This is a genomic window from Caulobacter sp. GW821-FHT09B11 (genome assembly GCF_059418205.1).
In genome coordinates this window covers 89,003-115,823 of sequence record NZ_JBWKPK010000015.1, presented here as the reverse complement: position 1 = coordinate 115,823, position 26,821 = coordinate 89,003, and the positions used below count along the sequence as shown (strand labels likewise).

At 70.2% G+C, this 26,821-nt stretch carries 27 protein-coding genes; 12 read left to right on the top strand and 15 right to left on the bottom strand.

What is annotated here, in order from left to right; translation table 11 throughout:
• Positions 1-151: 151 nt before the first annotated feature.
• Positions 152-1,252 (top strand): cell wall hydrolase, encoded by a 1,101-nt coding sequence (locus AC07N1_RS13140; protein ID WP_494672229.1) that lies wholly within the window; start codon positions 152-154, stop codon positions 1,250-1,252.
• Here the strand turns inward: AC07N1_RS13140 and AC07N1_RS13135 are convergent.
• Both AC07N1_RS13135 and AC07N1_RS13130 read right to left on the bottom strand, forming a co-directional pair.
• A complete protein-coding gene (locus tag AC07N1_RS13135) occupies positions 1,215-2,012 on the bottom strand; it encodes an SDR family oxidoreductase (protein ID WP_494672228.1) in 798 nt (265 codons plus the stop codon). The genes AC07N1_RS13140 and AC07N1_RS13135 overlap by 38 nt on opposite strands.
• An 84-nt stretch (positions 2,013-2,096) precedes the next feature.
• The gene (locus AC07N1_RS13130) at positions 2,097-2,279 is read right to left on the bottom strand and encodes a YegP family protein (RefSeq protein WP_494672227.1); all 183 of its coding nucleotides are present in this window, start codon (positions 2,277-2,279) and stop codon (positions 2,097-2,099) included.
• 145 nt (positions 2,280-2,424) lie between these two features.
• Here AC07N1_RS13130 and AC07N1_RS13125 point away from each other — a divergent pair, with 145 nt between their 5' ends.
• Positions 2,425-2,976, top strand: coding sequence for a DUF1003 domain-containing protein (locus AC07N1_RS13125; protein WP_494672226.1), 552 nt, complete (start codon positions 2,425-2,427; stop codon positions 2,974-2,976).
• Positions 2,977-3,107: 131 nt separating this feature from the next.
• Here AC07N1_RS13125 and AC07N1_RS13120 read toward each other — a convergent pair whose 3' ends face one another.
• Positions 3,108-4,049 carry a GlxA family transcriptional regulator gene (locus AC07N1_RS13120; RefSeq protein ID WP_494672225.1) on the bottom strand — a complete coding sequence of 314 codons (942 nt, stop codon included), beginning with the start codon at positions 4,047-4,049 and terminating at the stop codon, positions 3,108-3,110.
• A gap of 98 nt (positions 4,050-4,147) precedes the next feature.
• Here AC07N1_RS13120 and AC07N1_RS13115 point away from each other — a divergent pair, with 98 nt between their 5' ends.
• A complete protein-coding gene (locus AC07N1_RS13115) occupies positions 4,148-4,849 on the top strand; it encodes a DJ-1/PfpI family protein (RefSeq protein WP_494672224.1) in 702 nt (233 codons plus the stop codon).
• 107 nt (positions 4,850-4,956) lie between these two features.
• Here the strand turns inward: AC07N1_RS13115 and ygiD are convergent, their stop codons facing one another.
• Positions 4,957-5,727, bottom strand: a complete 771-nt coding sequence (gene ygiD / locus AC07N1_RS13110; protein WP_494672223.1) for a 4,5-DOPA-extradiol-dioxygenase — start codon at positions 5,725-5,727, stop codon at positions 4,957-4,959.
• 191 nt (positions 5,728-5,918) lie between these two features.
• On the opposite strand from ygiD, the gene AC07N1_RS13105 reads away from it, so the two are divergent.
• Entirely contained in the window at positions 5,919-7,043 is a 1,125-nt protein-coding gene (locus AC07N1_RS13105; protein ID WP_494672222.1) for an acyltransferase family protein, read from the top strand.
• A 175-nt stretch (positions 7,044-7,218) separates the two neighbouring features.
• Here AC07N1_RS13105 and nadC read toward each other — a convergent pair whose 3' ends face one another.
• The 5 genes from nadC to AC07N1_RS13080 form a co-directional block, all read right to left on the bottom strand.
• Positions 7,219-8,061 (bottom strand): carboxylating nicotinate-nucleotide diphosphorylase, encoded by an 843-nt coding sequence (nadC, locus tag AC07N1_RS13100; protein ID WP_494672249.1) that lies wholly within the window; start codon positions 8,059-8,061, stop codon positions 7,219-7,221.
• A 14-nt stretch (positions 8,062-8,075) separates the two neighbouring features.
• Complete coding sequence (locus AC07N1_RS13095) at positions 8,076-8,702, bottom strand: Uma2 family endonuclease (RefSeq protein ID WP_494672221.1); 627 nt, start codon at positions 8,700-8,702, stop codon at positions 8,076-8,078.
• A 29-nt stretch (positions 8,703-8,731) separates the two neighbouring features.
• On the bottom strand, positions 8,732-10,246 hold the full coding sequence (locus tag AC07N1_RS13090) for an L-aspartate oxidase (RefSeq protein ID WP_494672220.1): 1,515 nt from the start codon (positions 10,244-10,246) through the stop codon (positions 8,732-8,734).
• Positions 10,247-10,406: 160 nt separating this feature from the next.
• Positions 10,407-11,492 (bottom strand): quinolinate synthase NadA, encoded by a 1,086-nt coding sequence (nadA, locus tag AC07N1_RS13085; protein ID WP_494672219.1) that lies wholly within the window; start codon positions 11,490-11,492, stop codon positions 10,407-10,409.
• Positions 11,493-11,699: 207 nt separating this feature from the next.
• Positions 11,700-14,093, bottom strand: coding sequence for a hybrid sensor histidine kinase/response regulator (locus AC07N1_RS13080; RefSeq protein WP_494672218.1), 2,394 nt, complete (start codon positions 14,091-14,093; stop codon positions 11,700-11,702).
• A 78-nt stretch (positions 14,094-14,171) separates the two neighbouring features.
• Here AC07N1_RS13080 and AC07N1_RS13075 point away from each other — a divergent pair, with 78 nt between their 5' ends.
• Together AC07N1_RS13075 and AC07N1_RS13070 are read left to right on the top strand one after the other, a co-directional pair.
• Positions 14,172-14,648, top strand: coding sequence for a Dps family protein (locus AC07N1_RS13075; RefSeq protein ID WP_494672217.1), 477 nt, complete (start codon positions 14,172-14,174; stop codon positions 14,646-14,648).
• Positions 14,649-14,663: 15 nt separating this feature from the next.
• Positions 14,664-15,905: a cell wall hydrolase gene (locus AC07N1_RS13070; RefSeq protein ID WP_494672216.1), complete on the top strand. Its 1,242-nt coding sequence runs from the start codon at positions 14,664-14,666 to the stop codon at positions 15,903-15,905.
• Positions 15,906-16,128: 223 nt separating this feature from the next.
• On the opposite strand, the gene trxB is transcribed toward AC07N1_RS13070, so the two are convergent.
• Positions 16,129-17,136: a thioredoxin-disulfide reductase gene (gene trxB / locus AC07N1_RS13065; RefSeq protein WP_494672215.1), complete on the bottom strand. Its 1,008-nt coding sequence runs from the start codon at positions 17,134-17,136 to the stop codon at positions 16,129-16,131.
• Positions 17,137-17,163: 27 nt separating this feature from the next.
• Here trxB and AC07N1_RS13060 point away from each other — a divergent pair, with 27 nt between their 5' ends.
• From AC07N1_RS13060 to AC07N1_RS13040, 5 genes are all read left to right on the top strand, one after another.
• Entirely contained in the window at positions 17,164-17,409 is a 246-nt protein-coding gene (locus AC07N1_RS13060) for a DUF433 domain-containing protein (RefSeq protein ID WP_494672214.1), read from the top strand.
• Positions 17,406-17,738, top strand: a complete 333-nt coding sequence (locus AC07N1_RS13055) for a DUF5615 family PIN-like protein (protein WP_494672213.1) — start codon at positions 17,406-17,408, stop codon at positions 17,736-17,738. Before AC07N1_RS13060 ends, AC07N1_RS13055 begins: the two co-directional genes overlap by 4 nt.
• Before the next feature lie 17 nt (positions 17,739-17,755).
• Entirely contained in the window at positions 17,756-18,088 is a 333-nt protein-coding gene (locus tag AC07N1_RS13050) for a glycine zipper domain-containing protein (protein WP_494672212.1), read from the top strand.
• Between the two features lie 54 nt (positions 18,089-18,142).
• Entirely contained in the window at positions 18,143-19,198 is a 1,056-nt protein-coding gene (gene pseI, locus AC07N1_RS13045) for a pseudaminic acid synthase (protein ID WP_494672211.1), read from the top strand.
• Positions 19,199-19,277: 79 nt separating this feature from the next.
• Positions 19,278-19,502 carry a hypothetical protein gene (locus AC07N1_RS13040; protein ID WP_494672210.1) on the top strand — a complete coding sequence of 75 codons (225 nt, stop codon included), beginning with the start codon at positions 19,278-19,280 and terminating at the stop codon, positions 19,500-19,502.
• A 369-nt stretch (positions 19,503-19,871) separates the two neighbouring features.
• Here AC07N1_RS13040 and AC07N1_RS13035 read toward each other — a convergent pair whose 3' ends face one another.
• The 5 genes from AC07N1_RS13035 to AC07N1_RS13015 all read right to left on the bottom strand — a co-directional run bounded on the left by AC07N1_RS13035 (position 19,872) and on the right by AC07N1_RS13015 (position 24,392).
• Positions 19,872-20,873, bottom strand: coding sequence for a mitochondrial fission ELM1 family protein (locus AC07N1_RS13035; protein ID WP_494672209.1), 1,002 nt, complete (start codon positions 20,871-20,873; stop codon positions 19,872-19,874).
• Positions 20,874-20,970: 97 nt separating this feature from the next.
• Positions 20,971-21,444, bottom strand: coding sequence for a transcription elongation factor GreA (gene greA / locus AC07N1_RS13030; RefSeq protein ID WP_110121313.1), 474 nt, complete (start codon positions 21,442-21,444; stop codon positions 20,971-20,973).
• A gap of 165 nt (positions 21,445-21,609) precedes the next feature.
• On the bottom strand, positions 21,610-23,223 hold the full coding sequence (locus AC07N1_RS13025; protein ID WP_494672208.1) for a methyl-accepting chemotaxis protein: 1,614 nt from the start codon (positions 23,221-23,223) through the stop codon (positions 21,610-21,612).
• Positions 23,220-23,477, bottom strand: coding sequence for a hypothetical protein (locus AC07N1_RS13020; protein WP_494672207.1), 258 nt, complete (start codon positions 23,475-23,477; stop codon positions 23,220-23,222). The genes AC07N1_RS13025 and AC07N1_RS13020 overlap by 4 nt, the downstream gene beginning before the upstream one ends.
• 249 nt (positions 23,478-23,726) lie before the next feature.
• The gene (locus tag AC07N1_RS13015; protein WP_494672206.1) at positions 23,727-24,392 is read right to left on the bottom strand and encodes a glutathione S-transferase; all 666 of its coding nucleotides are present in this window, start codon (positions 24,390-24,392) and stop codon (positions 23,727-23,729) included.
• A gap of 114 nt (positions 24,393-24,506) precedes the next feature.
• Here AC07N1_RS13015 and AC07N1_RS13010 point away from each other — a divergent pair, with 114 nt between their 5' ends.
• Positions 24,507-26,720, top strand: a complete 2,214-nt coding sequence (locus tag AC07N1_RS13010; RefSeq protein ID WP_494672205.1) for a methyl-accepting chemotaxis protein — start codon at positions 24,507-24,509, stop codon at positions 26,718-26,720.
• Positions 26,721-26,821: the final 101 nt, after the last annotated feature.

Below are 26,821 nucleotides of genomic sequence, written 5' to 3'. Positions count from 1 at the left end.
TCGGTCATAAGGCGAGGCATAAGCAGGATCTCGACCTTATTGCGAACGGTCGAACCTCGCTTCCAGACCGGCCCGATAGTGCTTTTTCCGGGTGTCTTGGAAGTGTTTTTGTCGGGGGGCCGGAGCGCCCTCGTCGCGCAGGACGCAAGCTTTGTTTATCAAGTCGCAGACGTGCGCTGACGCGCGCGGGCTGATCGGCGCTGTATTGGTCGGATCCGTCACGGGTCTGGCCTTGGGCGGCGTCTATCTGGCGGGGGGCATGGCCCAGACCGCCTCTCAGCACGCTCGCGTTACGCGCCTGGCCGACGGCGCCGCGGGAAGTTATTCCGAAGCGGCGCTGCATCAGGCCGCGTCTCGCATGGACGCCGGGGCGCTCGCCATCGCCCGTCGCCATGACCCCTATACCGTCGCCGGCGACGCCCAGCGCGATCGCCAGGCTTCCCTGCTCGCCGCCCGCCTTCAGAGCGGCGGCGAAAAGTCCGACGACCAACCGCTTCTGCTGCGCGCCAGCCTCGGCGGCGCGTTCAGCCCGGCCGCCGCGCCGTTCCACCTGACCAGCGCCCTCGAAAGCTCGCGCGAACTCGAGTGCCTGGCCCAGGCGGTCTATTACGAAGCCCGGGGCGAGACGCCCAGCGGCCAGGCCGCGGTGGCTCAAGTAGTCTTAAACCGCGTACGCCACCCTTCGTTCCCCAAGTCGATCTGCGGCGTCGTGTTCCAGGGCGCCTACGCCCGCACCGGCTGCCAGTTCAGCTTCGCCTGCGACGGCTCCATGCGCAGCCCGCACGAGCGCGGCGCCTGGAACCGGGCCAGGAAGGTCGCCTCGCGCGCCCTGGCCGGCACGGTGATGTCCGAGGTCGGCTCGGCCACCCATTTCCACACCACGGGCGTCGCCCCGAACTGGGGGCCGCGCCTGATGCGCGTCGCCCAGGTCGGCATGCACGTCTTCTATCGCTTCGGCGGCCGCGCCGGCGCGCCGGGGGCCTTTACCGGCCAGCCGCGCCCCTCGACGGTGGACGACCTGCCCGACGCGCCCGTGCTGACCAGCCTGCCGCAGGCCCCGAGCGCCGACGGCAAGCCGGTGATCTACGTCGCCAGCGCGCTCTCCGTCGCCAAGACGGTCGAGGGCGGCATGGGCGGTCCGGAAAAGGTCGGCCCCGAGCCGGCCTCGGCCCCGGCCATGCACCCGACCAAGACCGGCCCCGACAAGTCCGACGTCAGGCCGGTTGCGGTTGCGACCGGAGCCGGTTCCTGAGGAACCCGGGGGCCAGGCGGGCCATGAACCGCATCTGCCTGGCCCGCTTTCCCACCAGATAATAGAGCTCGCGGCCATGGGCCGCCTGCCACACCGTCTGGGCCGCCTCGTCGACGCCGTAGACAGGCATGCCGCTCTTGCGCAGCTCCTCGCCCATGTCGATGTTCTTGCCCGGCTGGGAGTTGTGCAGGATCGGCGTCTCGACGAACCACGGCATCACGCAGGCCACGCCCACGCCGTGGGGCGCGAACTCGGCGTCCAGCGCTTCGGAAAGGCCCCGGACGGCGAACTTGGTGGCCGAATAGACCGCCAGGCCCGGCGCGCCGTAGATCCCCGCGCACGAGGCCATGTTGAGCAGCCGCCCGCCGCCGGGCGTCGCCTTCAGGAAGGGCAGGCCGGCCCGCGCGCCGTTGATCACGCCGCGGATGTTGACGGCCAGCATCAGGTCGTCGCCTTCGGGATCGATCTCGGCGAAGGCCCCGAAGCGGGCGACGCCGGCGTTGTTGAACAGCACGTCCAGCCGCCCGCCCGAACGGCTCGTGAAGGCCTGGAGCGCCGGGGTCCAGGCCTCGCGGTCGCGGACGTCGAGGGGGTGGACCGAGGAGTCGTCGACGCCGAGCTCGGCCTGGGCGCGGGCAAGGCCCGCCTCGTCGATGTCGGACAGGCCGACCAGCCAGCCTTCGCGGGCGAAGCGCCGGGCGCTGGCCAGGCCGATGCCGCTGGCCGCCCCGGTGATGAAGATCGCCTTGCGAGCCGCCATGGCCGTCTCCCCGTCGTTGTTGATTATCGCCGATCAGACAGCGATCGACGGGGAGGGGTCAAGATCACTTGAGGGTTTAGGGGATCAGTCGTCGCTCTGGTCGTCGGTCGGCGCTTCGGGGCCGTTCTTCTTGATCGACTCGATGGCGTTCTTGGCGCCGGCCTTCGAGGAATAACCCTCGGTCCAGAAGATGTTCTCGCTGTTGTAGACGAAGTAGGCGACGAACTCGCCGGCCTTGTTCTTCTTGATCACGAACTTATGGGCCATCTGGAACTCCCACGATGATGGCGGGCCGTTGGTCGGCCAGCCGACGGATGCGAGCCTCGCGCTCAGGATGCGGTGGTGTCAACCGCGTTGCCGTGACGCTCGCGGCGCCGGATGATGCGATTTGCACCAAGCAGGCGGGATATCGATGAGCGCGGAAAAACTGGATCACCTGTCGCGCACCCTGCTGGGCGTGTCCTATGGCGATCTCACCGAAGTCCAGCGCAGCGTCATCGACCTGATCGCCGCCGAGGCCCCGACCGCCGTCGCGCCGAGCCTGCGCGAGAAGGAGGGGACCTACTGGGAGCGCTTGGCCGACAAGGTGGCGGCGATCGGCGGCTCCTGGGGCTTCATCGGCAGCTTCTCGGCGATCCTGGCGGCCTGGGTGATCCTGAACCTGGCCCTGATGCCGTTCCACAAGGCCTTCGACCCCTATCCCTTCATCTTCCTGAACCTGGTGCTGTCGACCCTGGCGGCGATCCAGGCCCCGATCATCATGATGAGCCAGAACCGCCAGGCCACGAAGGACCGCGAGGCGGCCGAGCACGACTATGTCGTCAACCTGCGCGCCGAGCTGGAGATCATGCGCCTGCACGACAAGCTCGACGCCCTGCGGGTGGCCGAGCTGTCGGAGATGGCGCGGGCCAACACCGCGTGCCTGGACGAGCTGCGGGCGGAGGTCAGGGCGTTGCGGGGCTGAACCCCCTTTCCTCCGTAAAATCCCCGCGAAAGCGGGGACCCAGGCTTTTTCTGAAACGCGTGGCGCTCGACGACAAAACACCTGGGTCCCCGCTTTCGCGGGGATTTTACGGGGGAAGAGAGATCGAGAGCCTAACTCGCCTTCGCCGCGCGCCTCAGCGCCTGGGGCGGCTGGCCGAAGACGCGAATGAAGGCGCGGCGCATGCGTTCGGAGTCGCCGAAGCCGGATTCCAGCGCGATGTCCTCGACCTGCAGCGGGGCGCTGTCGAGCAGGGCGCGGGCGGCCTCGACGCGCAGGCGCTCGATGGCCTTGGCCGGGGTCGCGCCGGTCTCTGCGGTGAACAGGCGCGCGAAGTTGCGCGGGCTCATGGCGGCGCGCTCGGCCAGTTCCTCGACGGTCAGCGGGCGGGCCAGGTTCTCGCGGGCCCAGGCCAGCAGCGGATCGAAGCGGCCGCCCTTCATCTCCAGCAGGGCCGAGAACTGCGACTGGCCGCCCGGGCGGCGGTGATAGACGACCAACTGCTGGGCCGTGCGCTTGGCGATCGCTTCGCCCAGATCCGCGCCGATCATGGCCAGGGCCAGGTCGATGCCGGCGGTGATGCCCGCCGAGCTCCAGATCGGGCCGTCCTGCACCCAGATGCGGTCGGCCTCCAGCCGCACGCCCGGAAAGCGCCGCTGGAAGTCCTTGGTGCGGCTCCAGTGGGTGGTGGCGCGCCTGCCTTCCAGCAGGCCGGCGGCGGCCAGGACATAGGTTCCCGAACAGACGCTGGCCGTGCGCCGCGCGGTGCGGGCGGCCTGCCGCACATAGGCCAGGGTGGTCTCGCAGGTCGCCGGGGCCTTCACCCCGTCGCCGCCGGAGACCAGCAGGGTGTCGAAGGCCGGCGCCTTGTCGAAGGGCAGGGTGTCGAACGCAGCGCCGGAACTGCTGGCCGTCCAGCCGCCGTCGCGCGAGACCAGGAACAGGCCGTAGGCGCCGGGATCGAAGCGGGCGGCGATCTCGAAGGCCGAGATCGGGCCGGCGGCGTCCAGGAGCTGGAAGCCGGGATAGACCAGCATGCCGACGGCGCGAGGCATCGCATTTCCCCGAGTGATGGCGGAAATCGAGGGATCTCCGTCATTTCCGCCGAACGCTACCTGGGAGACCCTTGGTCGTCAAATGAGGAGGGCTCTCCATGACCGACCAGATCCGCATCGTCTTCGCCCTGTTTCCGGGCGTGACCCATCTCGACTTCACCGGTCCGCACCAGATCCTGGCGCGGTTGCCGGGCGCGGCGATCACCGTCGCCAGCCTGGAGGGCGGCGAGATCGAGGCCGACGGCCTGATCTTCGCCCATCTGGCGCGGCTCGACCAGATCGAGGCGTGCGACATCCTCTGCATTCCCGGCGGTTTCGGCGTGACCCAGGCCATGGGCGACGCGGCGTTCCTCGAGCAGATCAAGCGGCTGGCCTGGAGCGCGCGCTACGTCACCAGCGTCTGCACCGGCTCGCTGGTGCTGGCGGCGGCGGGGCTGCTGGAGGGCAAGCGGGCCGCCTGCCACTGGGCCTGGCGCGACCAACTGGCCTTGTTCGGCGCGATCCCCGACGAGAGCCGCGTGGCCCGCGACGGCCGCTTCGTCACCGGCGGCGGGGTGACGGCCGGCGTCGACTTCGCCCTGACCCTGGTCGCCGAGATCGCCGGCCCGGGCGTGGCCCAGGCCATCCAGCTGGCGGTGGAATACGCTCCCGATCCGCCGTTCCAGTCGGGCCGGCCGGAACTGGCCCCGCCGGAGGTGCTGGCGAGGGTGCGGCGGATCTACGACAACGGCATGGACGAGCGGGTGGCGGCGGCCGTGGCCGCGGCGGCGAAGCTGAAGGGGGCGCTGGAGACGGCCTGAGGGGCCGAAACCTCGTCCTTCGACAAGCTCAGGATGAGGTTTCTATTGCACGACCTTTGCCATGATCCTCACCCTGAGCTTGTCGAAGGGCGAGGATCACGCAGGCCTCACCCCACCTGCACGCCCGTCATCGAGATCGCCGCGAAGACGTCGTCGGCGAAGAACGACACCGGCTCGTCCTTCTGCTGTGCGCCCAGCACGTAGAGCAGGGGCAGGTAGTGCTCGGCGCTGTTGATCGACAGGGCCGCGTCGTCGCCGAGGTTTTCCCAGTCGATCAGCGGCTGGTGGTCGCCCGAGGCGATCAGGGACTTGGCCGTCTCGTTGAAGCGCGGCGCCCAGTCGGGTGTCTCGCCGGTGCGGAAGTTCACGGCCCGCAGATTGTGGACGATGTCGCCGCTGCCGATGATCAGCACGCCCTCGTCGCGCAGGGCCGCCAGCCGGCGACCGGCCTCGTAGTGCCAGGCGGCGCCCTGGCCGCGGTCGAGGCTGAGCTGCACCACCGGCACGTCGGCGTGCGGATACATCGGACGCAGCACGCTCCAGGCGCCGTGGTCGAGGCCGCGGGTCGGGTGCTGGACAGTGCGCTGCGGCGAGAGGAGTTCGGCGGCGCGGGCGGCCAGGGCCGGATCACCCGGCGCGCGGTACTGCACGTCGAACAGCGCCTGGGGGAAGCCGCCGAAGTCGTGGATGGTTTCCGGACGCTCCGAAGCGCTCAGCGCCGTACCGCCCATGGTCTCCCAGTGGGCGCTGACCATCAGCACCGCCTTGGGGCGGGGGAGGTCGCGGCCGAGCTGCGCCCAGGCGCGGCTCCAGGCGTTGTCCTCGATGGCGTTCATCGGCGAGCCGTGGCCGATGAAGAGGGCGGGCATGCGGGTCATGGCGGCGAAGTCCAATTAGATACTTGTGCGGTTACAGATGGGGCTCGCGCGTCGGTGGTCAAGCATGGCCCAGCGCGACCTTCCGCCGCTTCCCCCCGGGGCTCGGCTTTGTTAAGGCCACGGGCGTGAGCAGTCCGTCGTCATCCTCGGAGTCGGTCCCCCCGGCCGGCGCCGCCCCCAGAGTCGCCCCCGTGGCGCCACCAGTCGCGTCACCCGTCGTCCACGCCCCCCGTCCGGCCACCCGCGGCGGCGCGCTGGACCTTCTGCGCCTGGTCGCCGCCCTGCTGATCGTGGTCTACCACTTCGGCGCCGAGAGCCCGCTGCGCATCGAGCGCTTCCACCCGGTGTTCGCGCGCGGCTACCTGGCCACGGACTTCTTCCTGATGCTGTCGGGCTACGTGCTGGGCCGCGCCTACGGGCCGTCGGCGATCTCGGGCCGCATCACCCACTTCCAGTTCTGGCTGCGCCGCGCGGCGCGGGTGTGGCCGGGGCACCTGATGGTGCTGGCGGCCATGGCGGGCCTGGTCTTCGCCCTCAACGTCATCGGCACCGACGCCCACAAGCCCTCGCGCTTCGCCTGGGACCAGCTGCCGCTGCAGGCCATGCTGATGCACGCCTGGGGCTTCAACAGCGACGGCTGGAACCTGCCCAGCTGGTCGCTGTCGGCGCTGATCGTCTGCTACGCCCTGTTCCCGTGGTTCTGGCGCGCCGCCAACCTGACCCGGCGGCCGTGGCTGCCGATCGCGGCGGCCGCCGTCGTGGTCGTCGCCTTCGACGTCGCCTCGCGCCAGACCAATGGCTTCGGCTTCTCGGAAGTCTCGATCGGCCTGTCGGACCTGCCGCTGCGGATCGGCGTGCTGCGGGCCTTGCCGCTGTTCCTGCTGGGCCTGTGCCTGGCGCGGGCGGTCGAACTGAACTGGCCGTCGGAAAAGGCCGCCAAGATCCTGCTGACCCTGGGCTGCGCGGGCCTGGTGATCCTGCAACTGATCGGCCGCTTCGACCTGCCCAGCCTGGTGTGCCTGGCCGCCATCATCCTCGGCGCCGGCCGCCTGCCGGTGAAGCATCCCCAGGCCTGGATCGAGGAGGGCGCCAAGCTCTCCTTCGCCCTGTTCATCACCCACATCCTGGTCGGCGTGATCTACTGGAGCGCCGTGCACAAGCTGATCGACAGCGTGCCGATCGGCATCGGCTGGCAATGGCTGATGTGGATCGCCGGCTTCCCGCTGGCCATCGGGGCTGCCTGGGTGTTCCACACCTATATCGACCAGCCCGTGCAGGACCGGATCATGCCTTGGGTGCGGGGCAGGGGACGCTAGGAGCGCTCCCCCCATTCTCCCGTCATTCCCGCCCTTGTGGCGGGAACCCCTGGTTCCGCTTGCACGAGAAGCGCCAGCGGCGTGCTCGGCACGCCGCCTCCTCAGCCCTTGCGGCTGATAGAGGGTTTCCCGCCACAAGGGCGGGAATGACGGGAGTTTAGAAGAGGGAGCGGCCTCAGGCCGCGTCCAGCCCGATGTCGAGCACCGGCGCGGAGTGGGTCAGGGCGCCGACGCTGATCACGTCAACGCCCGTCTCGGCGATGGCGCGCACGGTGGTCAGGTTGACGCCGCCCGAGGCCTCGAGCACCGCGCGGCCCTTGGCCAGCGACACGGCGGTCTTCAGATCGTCGAGGCTGAAGTTGTCGAGCATGACCACGTCGGGGCCGTGCCGCAGAGCGTCTTCCAGCTGGTCGAGGCCATCGACCTCGACCTCCACTTTCACCAGGTGACCGGCGAAGGCGCGGGCGCGGCGGACGGCTTCGCCGACCCCGCCGCAGGCGGCGACGTGGTTGTCCTTGATCAGGATGGCGTCGTCGAGGCCGAAGCGGTGATTGACCCCGCCGCCGCAGCGCACGGCGTACTTCTCCAGGGCGCGCAGGCCCGGCGTGGTCTTGCGGGTGTCGACGATGGTCGCAAGCGTTCCCTCGACGAGGCGCACATAGGCCCGGGTCAGGGTGGCGATACCGGAGAGACGGCCCAGCAGGTTGAGGCCCGTGCGCTCGGCGGCCAGCACGGCCCGGGCGTTCCCTTCTGCGCGGGCCAGAACCGTTCCCGGCGCGGCGTCGGCGCCGTCGGGCATGATGACCTCGAAGGTCGCGGTCGGATCGAGGGCGGCCAGGGCCAGGCGCGCGCAGGCCAGGCCCGAGACCCGGCCATCCTGGCGGCTGGCGAAGACCACCGATAGCCGGGCGTCGGCGTCGATGCAGGCCAAACCCGTGATGTCGCCGGCCCGGCCCAGATCCTCGGCCAGGGACAGATCGACGATGGGGCGGACGAGAAGGTCGGGCAGCGGCTCGATGCGGGGCAGGACGGTCAAAATACGCTCTTCAGGGCAATGTCGGCGTCGGGGGCGAACAGCGGTGAGACGCTGTCGTCGGCGGTGAGGAGCAGGCGCTCGGTCCAGTCGCCTTCGAACGGGCGGCGGAAGACATGCAGCTTGGCGCGCTTGACGTCGATTACCCAGTATTCGGCGATCCCGGCGGCGGCGTAGGCGCGGCTCTTCAGGCCGAGGTCGCGCGCGAGGGTCGAGAACGAGGCTTCGATGACCAGGAAGGCCTGATCGGAGCGCATGAAGAAGCCTTCGGCGTCGCGGGCGATGACCGCGCCGTCCGGGGTGAAGGCGGAGAGGTCGGAAACGCGGACGGTACCGCCGTTGAGCACTTCGTAGCGGTCGGTCAGGTCGAGCCGGGCGAGGGCCATATTGAGCGCCAGGCACAAACGGGCGGCGGTCCGGGCGTGGGGCATCGATTCCGGCGACATCCGCACCAGCCTTCCGTCTTCGAGTTCCACGCGGGTCGCATCGTCGCGATCGAAGACGCCGGCCCTGACCATGGTCTCCAGGTCGTCGACGGTCAGCAGGAACTCGGTCACGCCCTGCTCGGCGAGGCCTTCGCTTGAATAGTCGAATGCGCTGTCAGATGGACCGAACGGCGTGCTCATGGTCGCGTCTCCGTTCTCCTTCCGTACCATTATTCCGCGGCGTGGCGCAAACCGGCCTGGACGGGGTCGAGGGTTACGAAAGTGCGGACCGGATCGGCCTTTTCGGGGAAGTCCGAGCGGTAGTGACCGCCCCGGCTTTCCTGGCGGGCCAGGGCGGCGTCGACGATCAGGCGGGCGGCGACCAGGGGCGGGCAGGGGCCGTGGGCGGCCTCCAGGGCGGCGACCTCGGCTTGCAGGCGGGCCAGGCCCTCGGCGTCGCGGATGACGCCGGCGTCGCGGCTCATGGCGCGGCGCAGGGCCTGGAAGGCGTCGTCCGGCAGGTCGGGCAGGGGCGGGAGCGGCACGGGCTCGCCGCCGACTTCACCTGCGGCCGCGGCCGCGCGGCCGGCGCGGGCGCCGAACACGGCTGCTTCCAGCAGGCTGTTGGAGGCCAGGCGGTTGGCGCCCTGCACGCCGGTGGAGGCGCATTCGCCGGCGGCGTAGAGGCCTGGCAGACTGGCGCGGCCGTCCAGATCCGTGGCCACCCCGCCCATGTGATAGTGCACGGCCGGGACGACCGGGATCATCTCGCGGCGCGGGTCGATCCCGGCGCTCTGGCAGGCCTCGAACACGGCCGGGAACTCGTGCGGGAAGTGGGCGCCGACCGCCGTCGTGGCGTCGAGGAAGGCGCCGCGGCCGGCGGCGCGCTCGGCGTGGATGGCGCGGGCCACCACGTCGCGCGGCGCCAGCTCCTTGGCCGGGTGATAGTCGGCCATGAAGGCGCGGCCATCGGTGTTCCTGAGGATCGAGCCTTCGCCGCGCAGGGCCTCGGTGGCGAGGGGCGCGGGATCCCTGCCGATGTCGATGGCCGTGGGGTGGAACTGCACGAACTCGGGGTCGGCGATCTCGGCGCCGGCCAGGGCGGCCAGGCCCAGGCCCTCGCCGCGCACCTGGGTCGGCGTCGTGGTGACGGCGTAGAGCCCGCCGACGCCGCCGGTGGCCAGGATCACGGCCTTGGCGCGGACTTCCACGAGCTCGCCGTCGATCTCCGCGATCAGCCCGACGATGCGACCCGTCGCATCCTGAAGAAGCCTGCGGGCGCGGGCGTTCTCGCGGATCTCGATGGTCGGCGTCGCGCGCACCGTGGCGATGACGGCGGCCATGATCGCAGCCCCGGCCCCGTCGCCGCCGACGCGGGCGACGCGGGCCTTGGAGTGGGCGGCTTCCAGGCTCAGCACGAAGTCGCCGTCGGCCTTGCGGTCGAAGGGGGCGCCGAGGGCGGCCAGGGCGCGGACGGCGGCGGGGCCTTCGCGGGTCAGCAGCGCCACGGCGTCGCCGTCGCAGAGGCCGGCGCCGGCGGCGATGGTGTCGGCCGCGTGCAGCGACGGGGTGTCGTCGCCGGCCAGGGCGGCGGCCAGGCCGCCTTGCGCCCAGGCGCTGGAGCAGCCGGTCGCCAGCGGCGTCGGCGACAGCACCAGCGCCGTCTTCGCCGCGAGCGCCGCGCTGAGGCCGGCGAGACCCGCCCCGAGGATCACGGGGCCGTCGAAGGTGATGCGGTCGACCATCTCATACTCCACTCCCTTCCCCCTCGATGGGGGAAGGGCCGGGGATGGGGGTGAACACGGCGGTTCGGCCATCCGAGAAAGACGCGGGGAGGACGTTGCAGCGGAAAGGCCGCGCCAACGTCATCCCCAACCCTTCCCCCATCGAGGGGAAAGGGGGCTTTTAGATCAGCTCCACGTCCACGTGGTGGCGCGCCTTGACGAGGTCGTAGCGGGCCGGGGCGGCGGGCGGGGGCAGGTCGATCATCCGCTGCACGGCCTGGCGGGCGCGGTCGAGGATGTCGGCGTCGACCGTCACCTCGTACTGCTCGTGCACCAGGGCGTCGTAGATGTTCTGCAGGGTGATCCGCTTCATGTGCGGGCACATGTTGCAGGGACCGATGAACTGGGTGCCGGGGCTTTCGGCCTGGACGTTGCTGGCCATCGAGCATTCGGTGATCAGCACCACCTGGGCGGGCTTGCGGGCCGCGACATAGTCGTTCATCGCGGCTGTCGAGCCGGCGAAGTCCGAGGCCTCGAGGATCTCGGCCGGGCATTCGGGGTGGGCCAGCACCTCGGCGCCGGGCCAGGCGGCGCGCATGTCGGCGATGTCTTGCGTGGTGAAGCGCTTGTGCACCTCGCAGTGGCCCGCCCAGGCGATGATCTTGACGTCCGTCTGGCGGGCGACGTTGCGGGCCAGGAACTCGTCGGGGATCAGGATGACCTTGTCGGTCCCCCATTCCTTGGCGGCCCACTCGACCACCTGCACGGCGTTGGCGCTGGTGCAGCAGATGTCGGTCTCGGCCTTCACGTCGGCGGTGGTGTTGACGTAAGTGACCACCGGCACGCCCGGATGGCGCTCCTTGATCAGCCGCACGTCGGCGCCCGTGATCGACGAGGCGAGGCTGCAGCCGGCCAGCAGGTCGGGGATCAGGATCTTCTTCTCGGGGCTCAGGACCTTGCTGGTCTCGGCCATGAAGTGCACGCCGGCCTGGACGATGATCTGGGCGTCGCTCTTGGCGGCCTCCTTGGCCAGCGCCAGGCTGTCGCCGACGAAGTCGCCCACGCCGTGGAAGATGTCCGGCGTCATGTAGTTGTGGGCCAGGATGGCGGCGTTCTTCTCGCGCTTGAGCCGGTTGATCTCGACGATCAGCGGCGCGTGCAGGCGCCATTCCATCGGTGTGACATGGTGCTTGACCTTGTCCCAGACGGCGGCGGTCTCCGCCTCGATGTCGGCGGTGAAGGCGAGGGGCGCGAAACCGTCGGCCATGTCGTCCTCTCTTATGCTCAAAGTGAGCATTTCCTGGGCCTCAAAAAACGCCGAGACCGAGTTGCGGCTCCGTCCGGCGTCGCGACTTATGCTGAAACTGAGCATAAGGGGCTATCCACATATAGCCGCTCGTTCCGAAGATGCAAAGCATGCGGACGAAAAATCGTACGCGGCCGTACGATTAAGCGGCGGATAGGCGCCGGGGGCTCAGTGCATGCGGCGGGCCTCGAACGCCTGGTCGATGGCCCGGATCAGGGCGTCGAGGGCGTAGGGCTTGCGCAGCAGGGGCCAGGGCGTGGCGCGGGCCTGGGCCAGCTCCTGGCCGGTATAGCCGGAACTCAGCAGGATCGGCAGGTCGGGACGTTCGGCCGAGAGGATGGAAGCCAGGTCCACGCCGCTCTTGTCGCCCGGCATCATCACGTCGGTGACCAGCAGGCCAAGCTCGGGATGGGCGCGGGCGACGCTCAACGCCTCGTCGGCGTCGCCGGCCCGGCGCACGTGGTGGCCCAGCTCCGTCAGCATGGCCTCGACCAGGTCGCCGACCTCGGAGTCGTCCTCGGCCAGCAGCACCTCGACACCGGGGCGAGGGGCGGGGGCGGCGACCGGGGCGTCCTGCAGGATCGCGCCCTCGTGGCTGGCCGGCATCAGCATCGACACCGTCGTGCCCTTGCCGGGCTTGGAGGCGATCTCGACCTCGCCGCCGCTCTGGCGCACGAAGCCGTAGACCTGCGACAGGCCAAGGCCCGTGCCCTTGCCCGAGGCCTTGGTGGTGAAGAACGGCTCGAAGGCGCGGGCGATGGTGTCGGCGTCCATGCCGGCGCCCTCGTCGCGCACCGAGACGCGCAGATAGGCGCCCGGTTTCAGCTCGCCGCGGGTCTTGGCCAGGGTCTCGGGACCGGACTCCACGACGATGGTCCCGCCGGGCGGGCTGGCGTCGCGGGCGTTGACCACCAGGTTGAGCAGGGCGGCCTCGAACTGGCCGGAGTCGATCAGGGCGGTGCGGGTGCCCGAGCCGAGGCTGAGCTTCAGCGGCAGCACCTCGCCGACGGCCCGCCGCAGCAGGGCCTCGCTCTCGGCGATCACCCGGTCGACGCGGCAGATCTGCGGATTGAGCGGCTGGCGGCGAGCGAAGGCCAAGAGGTGCTGGGTCAGCTTCTCGCCGCGGCGGGCGGCCGACAGGGCCGCATCCACCATCTTGTCGCGCCGGCGGGCGTCGTCAGGATGCCGCTGCACCACGTCCAGCGCGCCGATCACCACGGTCAGCAGGTTGTTGAAGTCGTGGGCCACGCCGCCGGTCAGCTGGCCGATGGCCTCCAGCTTCTGCGACTGGCTGAGGGCGGCCTGGGCCAGGTCGCGCTCGGCCAGGGCGGTGTCGACCTTGTCGGCCAGCAGCTCGTTCATGCCGGTCAGCTGGGCTTCAGCCTCCTTGGCCTCGCTGACGTCGAAGGCGATGCCGATGAAGCCGGCGAAGGTTCCGCCGGGGCCATAGCGGGGCTGCGAAAACGACTTCAGCCAGCGCCATTCGCCGTCGGGCCGGCGGTAGCGGGCCTCCAGGCTGAAGGGCTTGCGCGAGGTCTCGCCGGCCAGCTGGGATTTCAGGATCGACGGCAGGTCCTCGGGATGGATGCGGGTGCGCCAGTCGAGGGTGAGGGCGGCGCGATAGTCGGCGCCGGCGAAGTCCACATAGGCCGCGTTGACGAAGTCGCGGGCGCCGCCCTGGCCGGTGATCCACATCAGGGCCGGGGCGCTGTCGGCCAGCGCCCGGAAGCGCGCCTCGCTCTCGCGCAGGCCTTCCTCGGCCTGGCGGCGCTTGGTGACGTCGAAATTGACGCCCAGAACGCGCACGGCCCGGCCGGCGGAATCCCGCTCGATCTGGCCGCGTCCGTGAATCCAGCGCTCGCCTTCCTGGCTGTCGGTCAGCCGGTATTCGACCTCGTAGATCGGTCCGCTCTTGATGGCCTGGCGGATCTGCTCGCGCACCTTGGTGCGGTCGTCGGGATGCACGGCGCCGGCGACGTCGTCGAAGCTCAATGGGCCTTCAAGCGGCAGGCGCAGGTTGCGGCGCGCGGCGGAGGAGAGATGCAGGGCGCCGCTGGCGACGTCCCATTCCCAGGGGCCGACCCCGGCGGCGGCCTGGGTGACGTCGAGCCGGGCCTCGGCCTCGACCTGCCGCCGCCGGGCCTCGCCCAGGTGCGCCACCGCTTCGCGCAGGCCGTGGGCCACGGCCGTCGTGGCCGTCGCCGAGATCAGGTAGAGCACCAGCGAGGCCGATTCCGCCTCGCTCAGGGCCTCGCCGTAGCGGCCGGCCCACAGCCACCAGCCCAGCAGCCCGCCGCAGACGAGCGGGGCGACGCCCCAGCGCCAGCCGGCGTACAGCGTGACCAGCACCATGGCGGGGAAGAAGGCCTGGGTGGCGCCGATCGCCTGGTCCGGGCCGAGCAAGGCGAAACGCATGCCCAGGGCCGTCAGCGTCGCCACGACGGCGGCCGTCGCCGCGCGCCAGAACGGCGGGGGAACCTCGGGTATCAGCCAGGCGCTTAGCAGGGCGGATGTCGAACGGTGTGGCTTCGACGCCGGGGGGAGCTGATCATTCTTGTTCATTCTTGCTCCGCGCTCAGAAGCGGGCTTGCCATGAGCATGGACACGCTTACCTAGGACACGCAACACGGGAGATCATGAATGGCGACCGCTCCGAACATCGGCATTTCGGCCAAGCAACGCGCGGACATCGCGCAGGGACTGAACAAGGTCCTGGCTGACAGCTATGCGCTCTACCTCAAGACGCACGGCTATCACTGGAATGTTCGCGGTCCCTACTTCCAGTCCCTGCACATCCTGCTGGAAGGCCAATACAACGAAGAGTGGGCCGCTCTGGACCTGATCGCCGAGCGCATTCGCGCCCTGGGCGAACTGGCCCCGCAAGGCTACGGCGCCTTCGGCAACCTCTCCAGCATCAAGGACGGCGACGGCGAGCAGGACTGGGAGGCCATGATCAAGGAACTCCTGGCCGACAACGAGACGGTGATCGCCACCCTGCGCGCGGCCTTCCCGGCGGCCGAGGACGCCGGCGACGAAGCCACCGCCGACCTCTACACCCAGCGCCTGGCGGCCCACGAAAAGCACGCCTGGATGCTGCGCTCGACCCTGAGCAAGTAGTCCGAACGCACCCGCGTGCCGTCCATCCGACGACAACGGGACCTGAAGGCCGCCGCGGCGCTGATCGCCGTCGGCGGCCTTTCTGCGTGCGCGACGGCCTATCACCTGCCGCGCCAGCACGGGCGCGCCGCGGGGCTGGCGAGCCAGGCCGGAACGCTGTCGGACGTGGGGCTCGCCCGCTACGTCGCCGACATGGACCCGGCCATGCTGGCCCTGGCCCGCCGGCACGATCCTCGGCCGCGCAAGGACTATTGGGGCCGGGTCAGGGGCTGGGAGGTGATCGAGATCGCCACCATCCCGACCCTCGGCGACACGGTTCCCGACTTCGAGGACGCCCGCCTCATCAACGCCTACCGCCTGCCCGCGCCCCTGCCGATCGAGGCGGCCCGGCCCTTCGTGCTGAGGGCCTCGGGCGAGGAGCGGGCCATGGCGCTGCACTGCCTGGCCCAGGCGGTCTATTTCGAGGCCGGTTTCGAGCCGGCGGACGGCCAGGCCGCCGTGGCGCAGACCGTGCTCAACCGGCTGCGCCATCCCGGCTATCCCAAGTCGATCTGCGGGGTGATCTACGAGGGCTCGCTGCGCAGCACCGGCTGCCAGTTCAGCTTCACCTGCGACGGCTCGCTGGAGCGGGCGGTCTCGCCGGCTCTTTGGAAACAGGCCCAGGCCGTGGCGCGGCGGGCGCTGTCGGGCTTCGTGATGAAGGACGTGGGCGTGGCCACCCACTACCACGCCGACTACGTCTCCCCGTACTGGGCGCCGACCCTGGTCAAGCTGCGCCAGGTGGGCACGCACATCTTCTATCGCTGGACCGGTCCGGCGGGGACGCTGGCGGCGTTCAAGGGGCGCTACGCCGGCGGCGAGACCAAGATATCGGCCGACACCCTGATGGGCGCCGATCCCCGCACCCTGGAGGCCGCGCCGCCCGAGGTGCTGGCCCAGACCCTGTCTGAGACGCTTTCCCAGACCCTGGGCGGCCCCGCGCCGGCCGCGGCCCTGAAGGACGCCCGCATCGTAGTCATCCCCGACGTCGCCGCGCCGGGCGGCGAGCGGTTGAAGGTCGAGGGCACGGTGGCCGGCCGTCGCATCGCCACCCCCGAGGAGATCGCCCGGATCAACAAGGCCCTGGAGGCCATGCCCGAGGTCCAGGCCCAGGCCGCCGCCAAGCCCGCGCCTGCGCCGGTGGTGACCGCTCCGCCGCCCCCGCCGCCCAAGCCGAAGCCGAGAGCGCCGAGCCTGCTGGATCCGCTGGGGAATTAGGATCCCTCTCCCCTTGCGGGAGAGGGTGGCCTCCCGGTGGGAGGCCGGGTGAGGGGTCTCTCAGACCTCAAAGCTGCATAGAGCGGTCAGGCCGGGTGAAGCGTCTCACATTTGAGAGACCCCTCATCCGACGGCTTCGCCGCCACCTTTTCCCGCAAGGGGAGAAGGGCAAAGAAAAAGGGGCGACCGGCGGCCGCCCCTCGTTTCTCGAATGTCCGAAGACCTACCAGGCCCCGATCTCGTTGGCCTCTTTGTGGCTGATCGGGTGGTGGGCTTGTCTGTGGTCTTCCTCGGCCAGGAAGCGGACGGCTTCCAGGGCGGCCATGCAGCCCATGCCCGCGGCCGTGACGGCTTGGCGGTAGACGTCGTCGGTGACGTCGCCGGCGGCGTAGACGCCTTCGATGGCGGTAGAGGCCGTGCCCGGCTTGACCTTCAGATAGCCGCCAGGGCCGGTTTCCAGCTGGCCCTTGAACAGCTCCGACGACGGGGCGTGGCCGATGGCGATGAACACGCCGTCGGTCTTCAGCTCGGTGGTCGCGCCGGTCTTGACGTTCTTCAGACGCACGCCGGTGACGCCGGCCGGATCGCTGTCGCCCAGGACCTCGTCGATGGCGCTGTCCCAGACCACCTCGATCTTCGGGTGGGCCAGCAGGCGCTCCTGCAGGATCTTCTCGGCCCGCAGCTCGTCCTTGCGGTGCACCAGCGTGACCTTGCTGGCGAAGCTGGTGAGGAACAGGGCCTCTTCGACGGCCGTGTTGCCGCCGCCGACCACCACGACTTCCTTGTTGCGATAGAAGAAGCCGTCGCAGGTGGCGCAGGCGCTGACGCCGAAGCCCTGGAACTTGCTCTCGCTCTCCAGGCCCAGCCACTTGGCCTGGGCGCCGGTGGCGATGATGATCGTCTCGGCGATCCAGTCCTGGCCGCTGTCGGTCTTCACGGTGAACGGTCGCTTGGAAAGGTCGACCGACAGCACGATGTCGTTGACCAGCTCGGTGCCCACGTGCTCGGCCTGGGCGCGCATCTGGTCCATCAGCCAGGGACCCTGGATGACGTCGGCGAAGCCCGGATAGTTCTCGACGTCGGTCGTGATGGTCAGCTGGCCGCCCGGCTGGATGCCGGCGATGAGCACGGGCTTGAGCAGCGCGCGGGCGGCGTAGATGGCGGCGGTGTAGCCGGCGGGGCCCGAACCGATGATCAGGCAGCGCGTGTGGCGGGGAGCGGTGGTGGACATGGCGGATATCTAGGCGCGATTCCGCTCGTGCGCTACATTGACGCCATGAACCCGCTGCTGGAACGCATTACGATCGAACCCGGCAAGGCCGGAGGCCGTCCCTGCATCCGCGGTCTGCGGATGCGCGTGCAGGACGTGCTGGAGATGCTTGCGGCCGGCATGACCTCCGCCGAGGTGCTCCAAGAGTACCCATATCTGGAACCGGACGACATACGCGCGGCGCTGGCCTACGCCGCCGCCGCGGTCGCCGACACCGCCGTCGTCGCCGCTTGAAGCTTCTGGTCGACGCCCAGCTTCCACATGCCTTGGCCGAGTGGCTGCGCAGCCAAGGCCTATCGGCGGATCATTTGGCCGAACTTGGACTGCTGTCGGCGTCCGACGGCGAAATCTGGGACCTCGCCTTGAACGAGGGCTACGTGATCGTCACCAAGGACCGCGACTTCGTCGAATGGTCTCGACACAGAACGCCGCGCGCCAAGGTGTTGTGGGTTCGGTTCGGAAATATGAGCCGGGAGTTTGTCCTGGCGCGAATGGAAGGCGCCTTGAGTGAGCTTCGGCAGGCTCTGGCGGGAGATGCGGCCGTCATCGAGATCGGTCGCTGAGAATTGAAGGGGGAGCCATGAAGGGCGGATTGACGATCGGCATCGGGGCCGGGACGGCGATCGGGGTCGCGCTTGGCGTGGCGACCAACAACATCGCCATGGGCATCGCGATCGGCGTCGCCATCGGGGCGGGCCTGGGCACGGCGCTGGAGGCGGCAAAGCCGGCCGGCGGGAAGCCCGGCAAGGGCGGCGACGGGGGCGATGCGTCGTCTTCGACGTATTTCGACAGCGGTTCCTCGACGTCGGATTCTTCGTCGAACGCGTCGGACTGCGGATCCTCATCCGACAGCGGCTCGTCGGACGGGGGAAGCTGCGGCGGTGGTGACGGCGGGGGCGGTGGCGGCGATTGACGCCTCGTCCACGATTTCAGGGTTAATATGGCGGGGACACGCGTGAGTTCGCCCATGACCGCTTCGCCCGAAATCGAGATCGCCGGCCGCAGGATCGGCGCCGACTATCCGCCCTATGTGATCTGCGAGTTGTCGGGGAACCACAACGGCAGCCTCGACCGCTGCCTTTCGATGGTCGACGAGGCCGCCGACACCGGCTGCGACGCGATCAAGATCCAGACCTACACCGCCGACACCATCACGCTCGACGTCGACCGGCCCGAGTTCAAGATCAACGGCGGCCTGTGGGATGGTCGCAGCCTCTATGAGCTCTACCAGGAGGCCCAGACGCCGTTCGAATGGCACGCGGCGATCTTCGAGCGCGCCAGGAAGCGCGGCGTGACGATCTTCTCCAGTCCCTTCGACGAGACGGCGGTCGACCTGCTGGCAGGGCTCGACGCCCCCGCCTACAAGATCGCCTCGTTCGAGGCCGTCGACCTGCCGCTGATCCGCTATGCGGCGGCCAAGGGCAAGCCGCTGATCATCTCGACCGGCATGGCCAACCTGACCGAGATCGAGACCGCCCGGAACACCGCCCTTGAGGCCGGGGCGGCCGGGGTGCTGCTGCTGCACTGCGTCTCCAGCTATCCGGCGACCTTCGCCGACGCCAACGTCCGGACCGTGGCCGACATGGCCGCACGCTTCGGCTGCCCGATCGGCCTGTCGGACCACACGCCGGGCACGGCCGCCTCGGTGGCGGCGGTGTCGGTGGGCGCTGCCGCCATCGAGAAGCACTTCACCCTGGCCCGCGCCGACGGCGGGCCTGACTCGGCCTTCAGCCTTGAGCCGACCGAGTTCCGGGCGCTCGTGAACGACACCAAGAACGCCTGGGCGGCGCTGGGCCGCGCGCACTACGACGTGCTGGGTTCCGAGCAGGCCAACCTGCAGTACCGCCGCTCGCTCTACGTCACCGCCGACGTGCCGGCCGGCGCGATCCTGAGCCGCGACAACGTCCGCTCGGTGCGTCCGGGCGTCGGCCTGCCGCCGGCCGACCTCGACAAGGTGCTGGGCCGCCCCGCCGCCCGCGCCCTGACGCGCGGCGAGCCGCTGGCCTGGGACATGGTCGGCTGAGGCCGGCCGCCGCATGACCGACAAGGCTTCCAGCGCCCTGGCCCTGTCCTAGGGCGGGGTGCGCTGGCGGGGGCTGTGGGTGGCGCGAGGCGGATATCTGCCGTGGGGCCGCGTCGCCGCCGTGCGCCTGGAGGCCTATCGCGGCAGGTATGTGGATCACACGCGGCTGCGGATCTCGCTGCGGCCGACGGGACAGCCGACGCTCATCACCGAGCCAATGATCGCGCTGGACGGCCTGGACGCCGATCCCGAGGCGATCCTCGAGGCCTTCAGCCGCTACGTCTTCGTGCAGGACGACCGCTAAGCGCCGTCAGCGACGGTCGAACCGGCTTACCAGCCACGCGGCCAGGAGGGTCAGCGGTACGAAGGAGAACGCGATCAGCGTCGATTGAATGAATGGGTTCATGCTCAATCCTCCACGCGACCCAAAACGTAGTGCAGGACGCCTTGTTAGACAAGAAACGCGGTTGCCGAGAGCAGGACAACGCCCAAGTCAAAGTGGCGAGCCGATAGGGGTTGCAGAACCGCAGTGACCAGCAGTGCGACCGAAATCGCATTGAGGGTAGTCGCGACCGCCTTGCGACGCTCGTTGCGCCCCGCCTTGCTGATCTCCGGTCTTTGAACCCCTGGCTCTCACGGTGAGAACATAGGGTGAACAATTCAAGATTGCAATTCAGTCCTTCGCTCGCGCCGCGTCCATCCGCGCCAGCACTTCGGCGGCCGCGCGGCCGGTCTCGTCGACCGGGTCGTAGGTCCAGCCGTGGAAGGCGCCGCCATAGGGGCGGGCCGCGCCCTGGCGTTCCAGTTCCTCGTGGAAGAGGCGGAACTTCAGGCTCTGGCCTTCCATCTTGAGGATGAACACCGGCTTGCCGGTCGAGGCCGCCTCGGTGGCCATGTTGGTCGAGTCCTCGGTGACGAGGATGTAGTCGGCCGCCGCCAGGAAGGCGAAATAGGGGTTGGGGCCGTCGCCGTCCCAGATGATCCCGGGCAGGTCGCGCAGGCGGGCGGCCAGCAGGGCGCGGGCCGGCTCGGGCGTGCGGCGCGAGAAGGTCAGCAGCAGGCTGCCGCCTTCCTGCTCCAGCGGCAGCTGGATCTCGTGGGCCATCTGGGCGGCGCGCTCGACCGACAGGTCGAAGGCCTTGGACTTGCCGCCCAGCAGCACCGCCACGCGCGGGCGGGGCAGGGCCTCGATGGCGTCCTTGAACTTCTCGTACTCGGCGTCCAGGCGCTCCTGGCTGACGCGGTGCGGCGAGCCGGTGATCGGGATCACGTTGTCGCCGGTCAGCCGGTCGTGCTTGGGCGGGATCACCAGGTCGAACATCTGGGCCGGGACGCGCGGGTCTTGGATCTGCACGACATAGGTCTTGCCGGCCGACCATTTCTTGAGGCGGATCGACAGGGGCAGGGTGGCGCGGCCGGCGGCGACCCACAGGTCGGGCCACGGCGCGGTGATCTCGCTTTCGGGCGTCAGCCAGCGCCTGGGCAGCCAGGCCAGCCACCAGGGCAGGCGGCCGGTGCGGCCCTTCCAGGACACGCGCTTGATCACGATCCTGGCCGGACGCCGGCGCGCGATCGCCTCGGCCAGGCCCACGGCCTGGGCCTCGATGCCGGCGCGACCGTCGGAGACGGCCCAGATGGTCAGCGGTTCGGGACGAGGCTTTTCGCTCGCGCTCATCAGTCCAGCCCTCAAACGGCGAACGCCGCGGACCCGCCTTCGAAAGGGCGGATCCACGGCGATTGGCCGAACTTCATGGCGGGGTTAGGGCTAAGCCCTAGACCCACTCGACCTTGAGGATCTCGTAGGCCTTCACGCCGCCGGGGGTGTTGACCTCGACGACTTCGCCCACTTCCTTGCCGATCATGGCGCGCGACAGCGGCGAGCTCAGCGAGATGCGGCCCGACTTCACGTCGGCTTCGTGGTCGCCCACGATCTGGTAGCGGGCTTCTTCTTCGGTGTCCTCGTCGACCACGCTGACCGTGGCGCCGAACTTCACCTGAGCGCCGGACAGCTTCGAGACGTCGATGACCTGGGCGCGGGCGATCTTGTCCTCGATCTCGGCGATCTGGCCTTCGATCCAGCCCTGGCGTTCCTTGGCGGCGTGGTACTCGGCATTTTCCGAGAGGTCGCCATGCGAGCGCGCCTCGGCGATCGCGGCGATCACGGCGGGCCGTTCAATCGTCTTCAAACGCTTCAGTTCTTCGTCGAGGGTTTGATAACCCAAGACGGTCATCGGCACTTTTTCCATTGCGGATTTTAGCTCGGTTCGCCGTAAGGGGAGGAAGACTCCCAGTCGCTGGCGCACGCGACCGGGGGCTGAGAGGATAGGCACCGCATTCTGGATAAGCAAGCCTCACGCGTCGGGCGACGCGCGCGGCCAAGCTGGCGGTGCTTCTTCCGCTTCAGACCCCCGTCAGGCCCGCTTCAGCGCGCCGGGCCGCGAGCCCAGGCGGCGATCGCCGGGCAGCTGGAACTGGCCGACCAGGCGGGCCAGCTCGCCGGCGTCGTCGTTGAGGGCGTGGGTGGCCGCGGCGGTCTCCTCCACCAGGCCCGCGTTCTGCTGCAGCACCTGGTCCATCTGGTTCACCGCGGTGTTGACCTGGGTCAGGCCCTGGGCCTGGTGCTGGGCGCTGGCGGCGATCTCGGAAACCAGGCCGTCGATCTCGGCGATCTGCGAGACGATGCGCTCCAGCGCCTCGCCCGTGCGGCCGACCAGTTCCACCCCTTCGCCGACCTGGCGGGTCGAGGTGGTGATCAGCTGTTTGATCTCCTTTGCCGCTTCCGCTGAGCGCTGGGCCAGGCCCCGCACTTCTGAAGCGACCACCGCGAAGCCCTTGCCGGCCTCGCCCGCGCGGGCGGCTTCGACGCCGGCGTTGAGCGCCAGAAGGTTGGTCTGGAAGGCGATCTCGTCGATGACGCCGATGATCCGCGAGATCTGGGTGGCCGAGGTCTCGATCGCGCCCATGGCGTCGACGGCCTCGCCGACCACCTCGCCCGAGCGGCGGGCGTCGTCGCGGGCCCGGGCCACGACGGCGGCGGCCTTGCGGGCGCCGTCGGCCGTCTGCCCGACGGTGGCGGTGATCTCGTCCATGGCGCTGGCGGTCTCGGCCAGGTTGGCGGCCTGCTGCTCGGTGCGGCGCGACAGGTTCGAGGCGGCGTCGGCGATCTGGTCGGAGCCTCGGCGCACGCCGCCGGCGCGCTCGTCGATGACGGCCAGGGCGTCGGCCAGCTTGACGGCCGCCTGGTTGAAGTCGGCGCGCAGCTGCTCGTAGGACTCGGAGAACTGCTCGACCAGGCGGACCGACAGGTCGCCCTTGGCCAGGCGCGACAGGCTCCGGGCCAGGGCGTCGACCATGTCGGCGCGCTGGCGCTCGGCGGCGGCCTGGACGGCGGCGTGGGCGGCGCGGCCTTCCTCTTCCGAGCGGCGGGCATGGTCGGCGGCGGCGTCGGCGTCGCGGGCCTCCTGCATGGCCTCCTCGGCCTTGGCGCGGGCGCGCTCGGCCAGGCCGATGACGCGGTGCAGGCCTTGGGTGGCCATGATCAGCGCGCCGGCCTCGACGATCAGGATCACGGCGTGGACCAGCACGCGGCCAAGGCTGGCCGAACCGGGGAAGACGGCGGCGGGGAGCAGGTAGCTGAGAGAAAGGTGGTGGACGGCGACGGTGGCGGCCGCGGCGGCGATGACGGTCCAGTCGCAATAGACGACCAGCAGCGCCAGGGCCGCGAAATAGGCCATGTGCATGTCGATCTGCCAGGCGTGGCCGTCGAGGGCGGCGACCAGCAGCGAGACCTGAGCCATCAGCGCCACGCCCGACAGGATGCGTCCCGTCTGGGTTCCGCCGCGCTGCAGGACGGCGCCGGCCGCCAGGGCGGCGGTCATCACCGCCGCGATGGCGATGCCGAGCACGTGCTCGCCGACCAGGAAGCGGGCGCCGATGACGATCGGGGCCATCACCGCGGTCAGGGTCAGGATCAGGCGACCGCCGAGGCGGCGCTGGACGTCGAGGTTCGAGGTCTTCGAGCTCATGGGCGGGGCTCCAGAACGGACTTGGCGGCGCAGACGCCGGCGGCCTCGGGATCGAGAAGGACCAGCGCGCCGGCGGCGCGCAGGCGCTGACCCAGGGTGGCGGGATCGCCGCGCAGGATCAGAATGAAGGGCACGGACCCGGCGCCGGCGATATCGCCGGCCGTGGTCGCCGCGCCGGCGGCGTGGGCGGCCGACCACCACGGCGGGAAGACGGCGGCGACGCGGCCCGGATCGCGGGGCGAGGCGCTGGACAACGTCACCGCCAGAAGCGTCAGAACAATCGCGCAGGTTGCGGCCAGTGTTCGACCCAGGGCGTGAAGCAGATCACGCCAGGTTCGAACACGCTGCAGGGACAACCTCGATCTCCGGGGCAAGGCGCGCCTGAATCGCGCACGTCAGGGGGCGATCTTTTGCGCCTTCGTGGTGATCATAATCTTAAGATCACGGTCGAGCGTCGCCATGTCGCAGGCGATGAGCTTGACCGTGAGTTGTGTTTCCTTTGTTCAGTCGGCGTAGGCGTACTCGCCGCCGCGCTCGAGGGCTGTGCGATAGGCCGGGCGGGCGTGGATGCGCTCGAGGAAGGCCTTCACCCGCGGGCGTGAATTGGCCCCGGCGCGCGAGGCGGCGGCCTCCAGCGGGAAGCTCATCATCACGTCGGCGGCGGTGAAGTCCGAGCCGGCGAGCCATGCGGACTTGGCCAGTTCGGCGTCCCAGTAGTCGATGTGGGCCTTCAGCTGCGGATCGACGAAGCCGCTCTGGGCCTTGCCGGCGATGGCTTTCACCAGGGGCTTGAGCAGGCCCGGCGAGCGGGCGGGCAGGGCGCTGAACACCAGCTTCAGCAGCAGCGGCGTCATGGCCGAGCCCTCGGCATAGTGCAGCCAGTAGGTATAGCGGAGGCGCTCGGGCGTTCCGGCGGCCGGGATCAGCCGGCCGTTCCCATAGGTGTCGAGGATATATTCGATGATCGCGCCGGTTTCGGCGATGGTCTTGTCGCCGTCGGTGATCACCGGCGACTTGCCCAGCGGGTGGATGGCCCGCAGCTCGGGCGGCGCCAGCATGGTCTGCAGGTTCCGCTCGTAACGCTTGACCTCGTAGGGGACGCCCAGCTCCTCCAGCAGCCAGAGGATGCGCTGGCTGCGCGAGTTGTTCAGGTGGTGGACGACGACCATGCGGGCTTTCCCTGCCTTCTGCTTAAGGGTCGGGACGATGGCTGGCCATTCAGCGTTCGGCAAGGTTTACCGCGTCTTGTTCGCCCTCAAGTCGAGTCGGGGGACCTGATGAGTATGCGTAGGACGTTCGGCCGGCTGTCTCTGGCCGGCAAGCTGATGGCCGCCGGCGGCGCCGCCCTGGGCGTGCTGCTGATCGCCGGCTCCCTGCTGATCTCGTGGCAGAGCGGCAAGGCGGTGAAAAGCCTGGCCCAGCGCTACGCCGCCAGCGTCACCGCCCAGACCGCCCAGGAGATCAAGAACGACCTCGACGACGCCGACGCCGTCGTGCGCTCTTCGGCGGGCCTGTTCGCGGCCAGCTACCAGGCCGGCCAACGCGACCGCGCGGTCTATCTGGCCCAGCTGAAGCCGATCGCCAGCGCCTCGCGCACCGAACTGGGCGCCTGGCTGATGTTCGCCCCCGGCGCCCTGGGCGACGACGCCGCCTTCGCCGGCCGCGCCGACCTGGGCTCGACCCCGCAGGGCCGCTTCATCGGCTACTGGGTGAAGAGCGGCGACAGCCTGAGCCTGGAGCAGGGCGAGGACGCCGAGTTCGGCGAGGACTTCTACACGACCAGCGCCGCCAGCGGCCGGCCGGCGATCCTGGAGCCCTATCGCGACAACATCACCGACGGCGGCGAAACCAGGATGCTGCTGATGACCTCGGTCACCTATCCGGTGATCGTCGACGGCAGGACCGTGGGCGTCATGGGCGCGGACCTGGCCCTGGACGATATCGCAAATCGCCTGACCGCCCTGAAGCCGTTCGACGACGGCCGGGCCATGCTGGTCTCGCCGGGCGGCCTTTGGGTGTCGCACCCCGAGGCGGACCTGCGGATGAAGCCCTACGCCGACCCCGGCCTCGACACGATCAAGGCGGTGATCGCCGGCGGCGGACCGACGGTGATCGAGGGCGTGAAGATCAAGGGCCAGCGGGCCGAGCGGCTGGTGGCGCCGGTGCGGCTGGCTTCGGGCGCGACCTGGGCCATGGTAGTGGACGTCACCGAGGACGCCCTGCTGGCGCCGGCCCGCAAGCTGGCCATGGGCCTGGCGATCGGCGGCCTGTTGCTGCTGGCCTGCGCGCTGGGCGTGCTGGCACTGGCCTCGCGCCGACTGATCGCCCAGCCGCTGCTGGCCCTGCGCGGCGCCGTGGGCGTGCTGGCCGAGCACCGCTACGACCAGCCGGTGGCCGAGGCCGCCCGCGCCGACGAGATCGGGGCCATCGCCCGGGCGCTCGACACGCTGCGGCAGGAGCTAGCCCGCGCCCAGGCCATGCGCGAGGAGCAGGAAGGCCTGCGCCGTGCCGCCGACGCCGACCGCGACCGGGCCGCGGCCCTGACCCTGTCGATCGACGAGCAGACCGACGTGGTCCGCCAGGTGGGCGAGGCCCTGGCCGCCGTGGCCGAGGGCGACCTCGGTCGTCGCATTTCCGGTCCCTTCGCCGAGGTCTATGAGCCGCTGCGCCGCGACTTCAACACCGCCGTCGAGAGCCTGGAGCAGGCGATCGGCGAGATCGCCGAGGCCAGCGCCGCCATCGGCGAGGCCACGACCGCGCTCAGCCGCGCCTCGGGCGAACTGGCCGGCCGCACCGAGCGCCAGGCCGCCGGCATCGAGCGGGCCGCGGGCTCGCTGAACGAGATCACCCAGGCCGTGGGCGAGGCGGCCGGCGGGGCCGACGAGACCCGCCGCCTGGTCGCCGCCGCCCGCGCCGAGGCCGACCAGGGCGGGACGGTGGTCACCCAGGCCGCCGCCACCATGGGCGAGATCGACGCCTCGGCCCGCCAGATCGGCGACATCGTCGGCCTGATCGACGAGATCGCCTTCCAGACCAACCTCCTGGCCCTGAACGCCGGGGTCGAGGCCGCCCGGGCCGGCGAGGCCGGTCGCGGCTTCGCGGTGGTGGCCCAGGAGGTGCGGGCCCTGGCCCAGCGCTCGGCCGGCTCGGCCAAGGAGATCAAGACCCTGATCGGCGCCTCGGCCGTGCGGGTCGAGGCGGGCGTCGGCCTGGTGCAGCGCACCGGCTCGGCCCTGCACGGCGTGGCCGGACGCATGGCCGGCATCGACGCGGCCGCCACCCGCATCGCCTCGTCGGTGCGCGAGCAGGCCCAAGGCCTGTCGGCGGTCAACGCCGAGGTCGCCGAGATGGAGCGCTTCACCCAGGAGAACCTGGCCATGGTCGACCAGACCCGCGCCGCCGATCAGGCCCTGGCGGGGCAGGGCGCACGGCTGGAGGCCCTGGTGGGGCGGTTCCGGCTGGGACGAACGGCGGGGCGGCGGAGAGTGGCGGCTTAGGCTTCGAGCCTTCGCCTTTCCCTTTCTCCCGTCATTCCCGCCCTTGTGGCGGGAACCCCTCTGTCAGCCGCAAGGGCGGAGGGGGCGGCGTGCTGAGCACG

Excerpts from the sequence above, each read along its gene's own strand:
- AC07N1_RS13010 (WP_494672205.1), top strand. The coding sequence starts at position 24,507 with ATGCGTAGGACGTTCGGCCGGCTGTCTCTGGCCGGCAAGCTGATGGCC.
- AC07N1_RS13080 (WP_494672218.1), bottom strand. The coding sequence starts at position 14,093 with ATGAACAAGAATGATCAGCTCCCCCCGGCGTCGAAGCCACACCGTTCG.
- pseI (WP_494672211.1), top strand. The coding sequence starts at position 18,143 with ATGACCGCTTCGCCCGAAATCGAGATCGCCGGCCGCAGGATCGGCGCC.
- greA (WP_110121313.1), bottom strand. The coding sequence starts at position 21,444 with ATGGAAAAAGTGCCGATGACCGTCTTGGGTTATCAAACCCTCGACGAA.
- AC07N1_RS13015 (WP_494672206.1), bottom strand. The coding sequence starts at position 24,392 with ATGGTCGTCGTCCACCACCTGAACAACTCGCGCAGCCAGCGCATCCTC.
- nadA (WP_494672219.1), bottom strand. The coding sequence starts at position 11,492 with ATGGCCGACGGTTTCGCGCCCCTCGCCTTCACCGCCGACATCGAGGCG.
- AC07N1_RS13090 (WP_494672220.1), bottom strand. The coding sequence starts at position 10,246 with ATGGTCGACCGCATCACCTTCGACGGCCCCGTGATCCTCGGGGCGGGT.
- AC07N1_RS13130 (WP_494672227.1), bottom strand. The coding sequence starts at position 2,279 with ATGGCCCATAAGTTCGTGATCAAGAAGAACAAGGCCGGCGAGTTCGTC.
- AC07N1_RS13050 (WP_494672212.1), top strand. The coding sequence starts at position 17,756 with ATGAAGGGCGGATTGACGATCGGCATCGGGGCCGGGACGGCGATCGGG.
- AC07N1_RS13120 (WP_494672225.1), bottom strand. The coding sequence starts at position 4,049 with ATGCCTCGCGCCGTCGGCATGCTGGTCTATCCCGGCTTCCAGCTCCTG.
- ygiD (WP_494672223.1), bottom strand. The coding sequence starts at position 5,727 with ATGACCCGCATGCCCGCCCTCTTCATCGGCCACGGCTCGCCGATGAAC.
- AC07N1_RS13025 (WP_494672208.1), bottom strand. The coding sequence starts at position 23,223 with ATGAGCTCGAAGACCTCGAACCTCGACGTCCAGCGCCGCCTCGGCGGT.
- AC07N1_RS13035 (WP_494672209.1), bottom strand. The coding sequence starts at position 20,873 with ATGAGCGCGAGCGAAAAGCCTCGTCCCGAACCGCTGACCATCTGGGCC.
- AC07N1_RS13115 (WP_494672224.1), top strand. The coding sequence starts at position 4,148 with ATGACCGACCAGATCCGCATCGTCTTCGCCCTGTTTCCGGGCGTGACC.
- AC07N1_RS13135 (WP_494672228.1), bottom strand. The coding sequence starts at position 2,012 with ATGGCGGCTCGCAAGGCGATCTTCATCACCGGGGCGGCCAGCGGCATC.
- trxB (WP_494672215.1), bottom strand. The coding sequence starts at position 17,136 with ATGTCCACCACCGCTCCCCGCCACACGCGCTGCCTGATCATCGGTTCG.
- AC07N1_RS13095 (WP_494672221.1), bottom strand. The coding sequence starts at position 8,702 with ATGAGCACGCCGTTCGGTCCATCTGACAGCGCATTCGACTATTCAAGC.
- AC07N1_RS13075 (WP_494672217.1), top strand. The coding sequence starts at position 14,172 with ATGGCGACCGCTCCGAACATCGGCATTTCGGCCAAGCAACGCGCGGAC.
- AC07N1_RS13125 (WP_494672226.1), top strand. The coding sequence starts at position 2,425 with ATGAGCGCGGAAAAACTGGATCACCTGTCGCGCACCCTGCTGGGCGTG.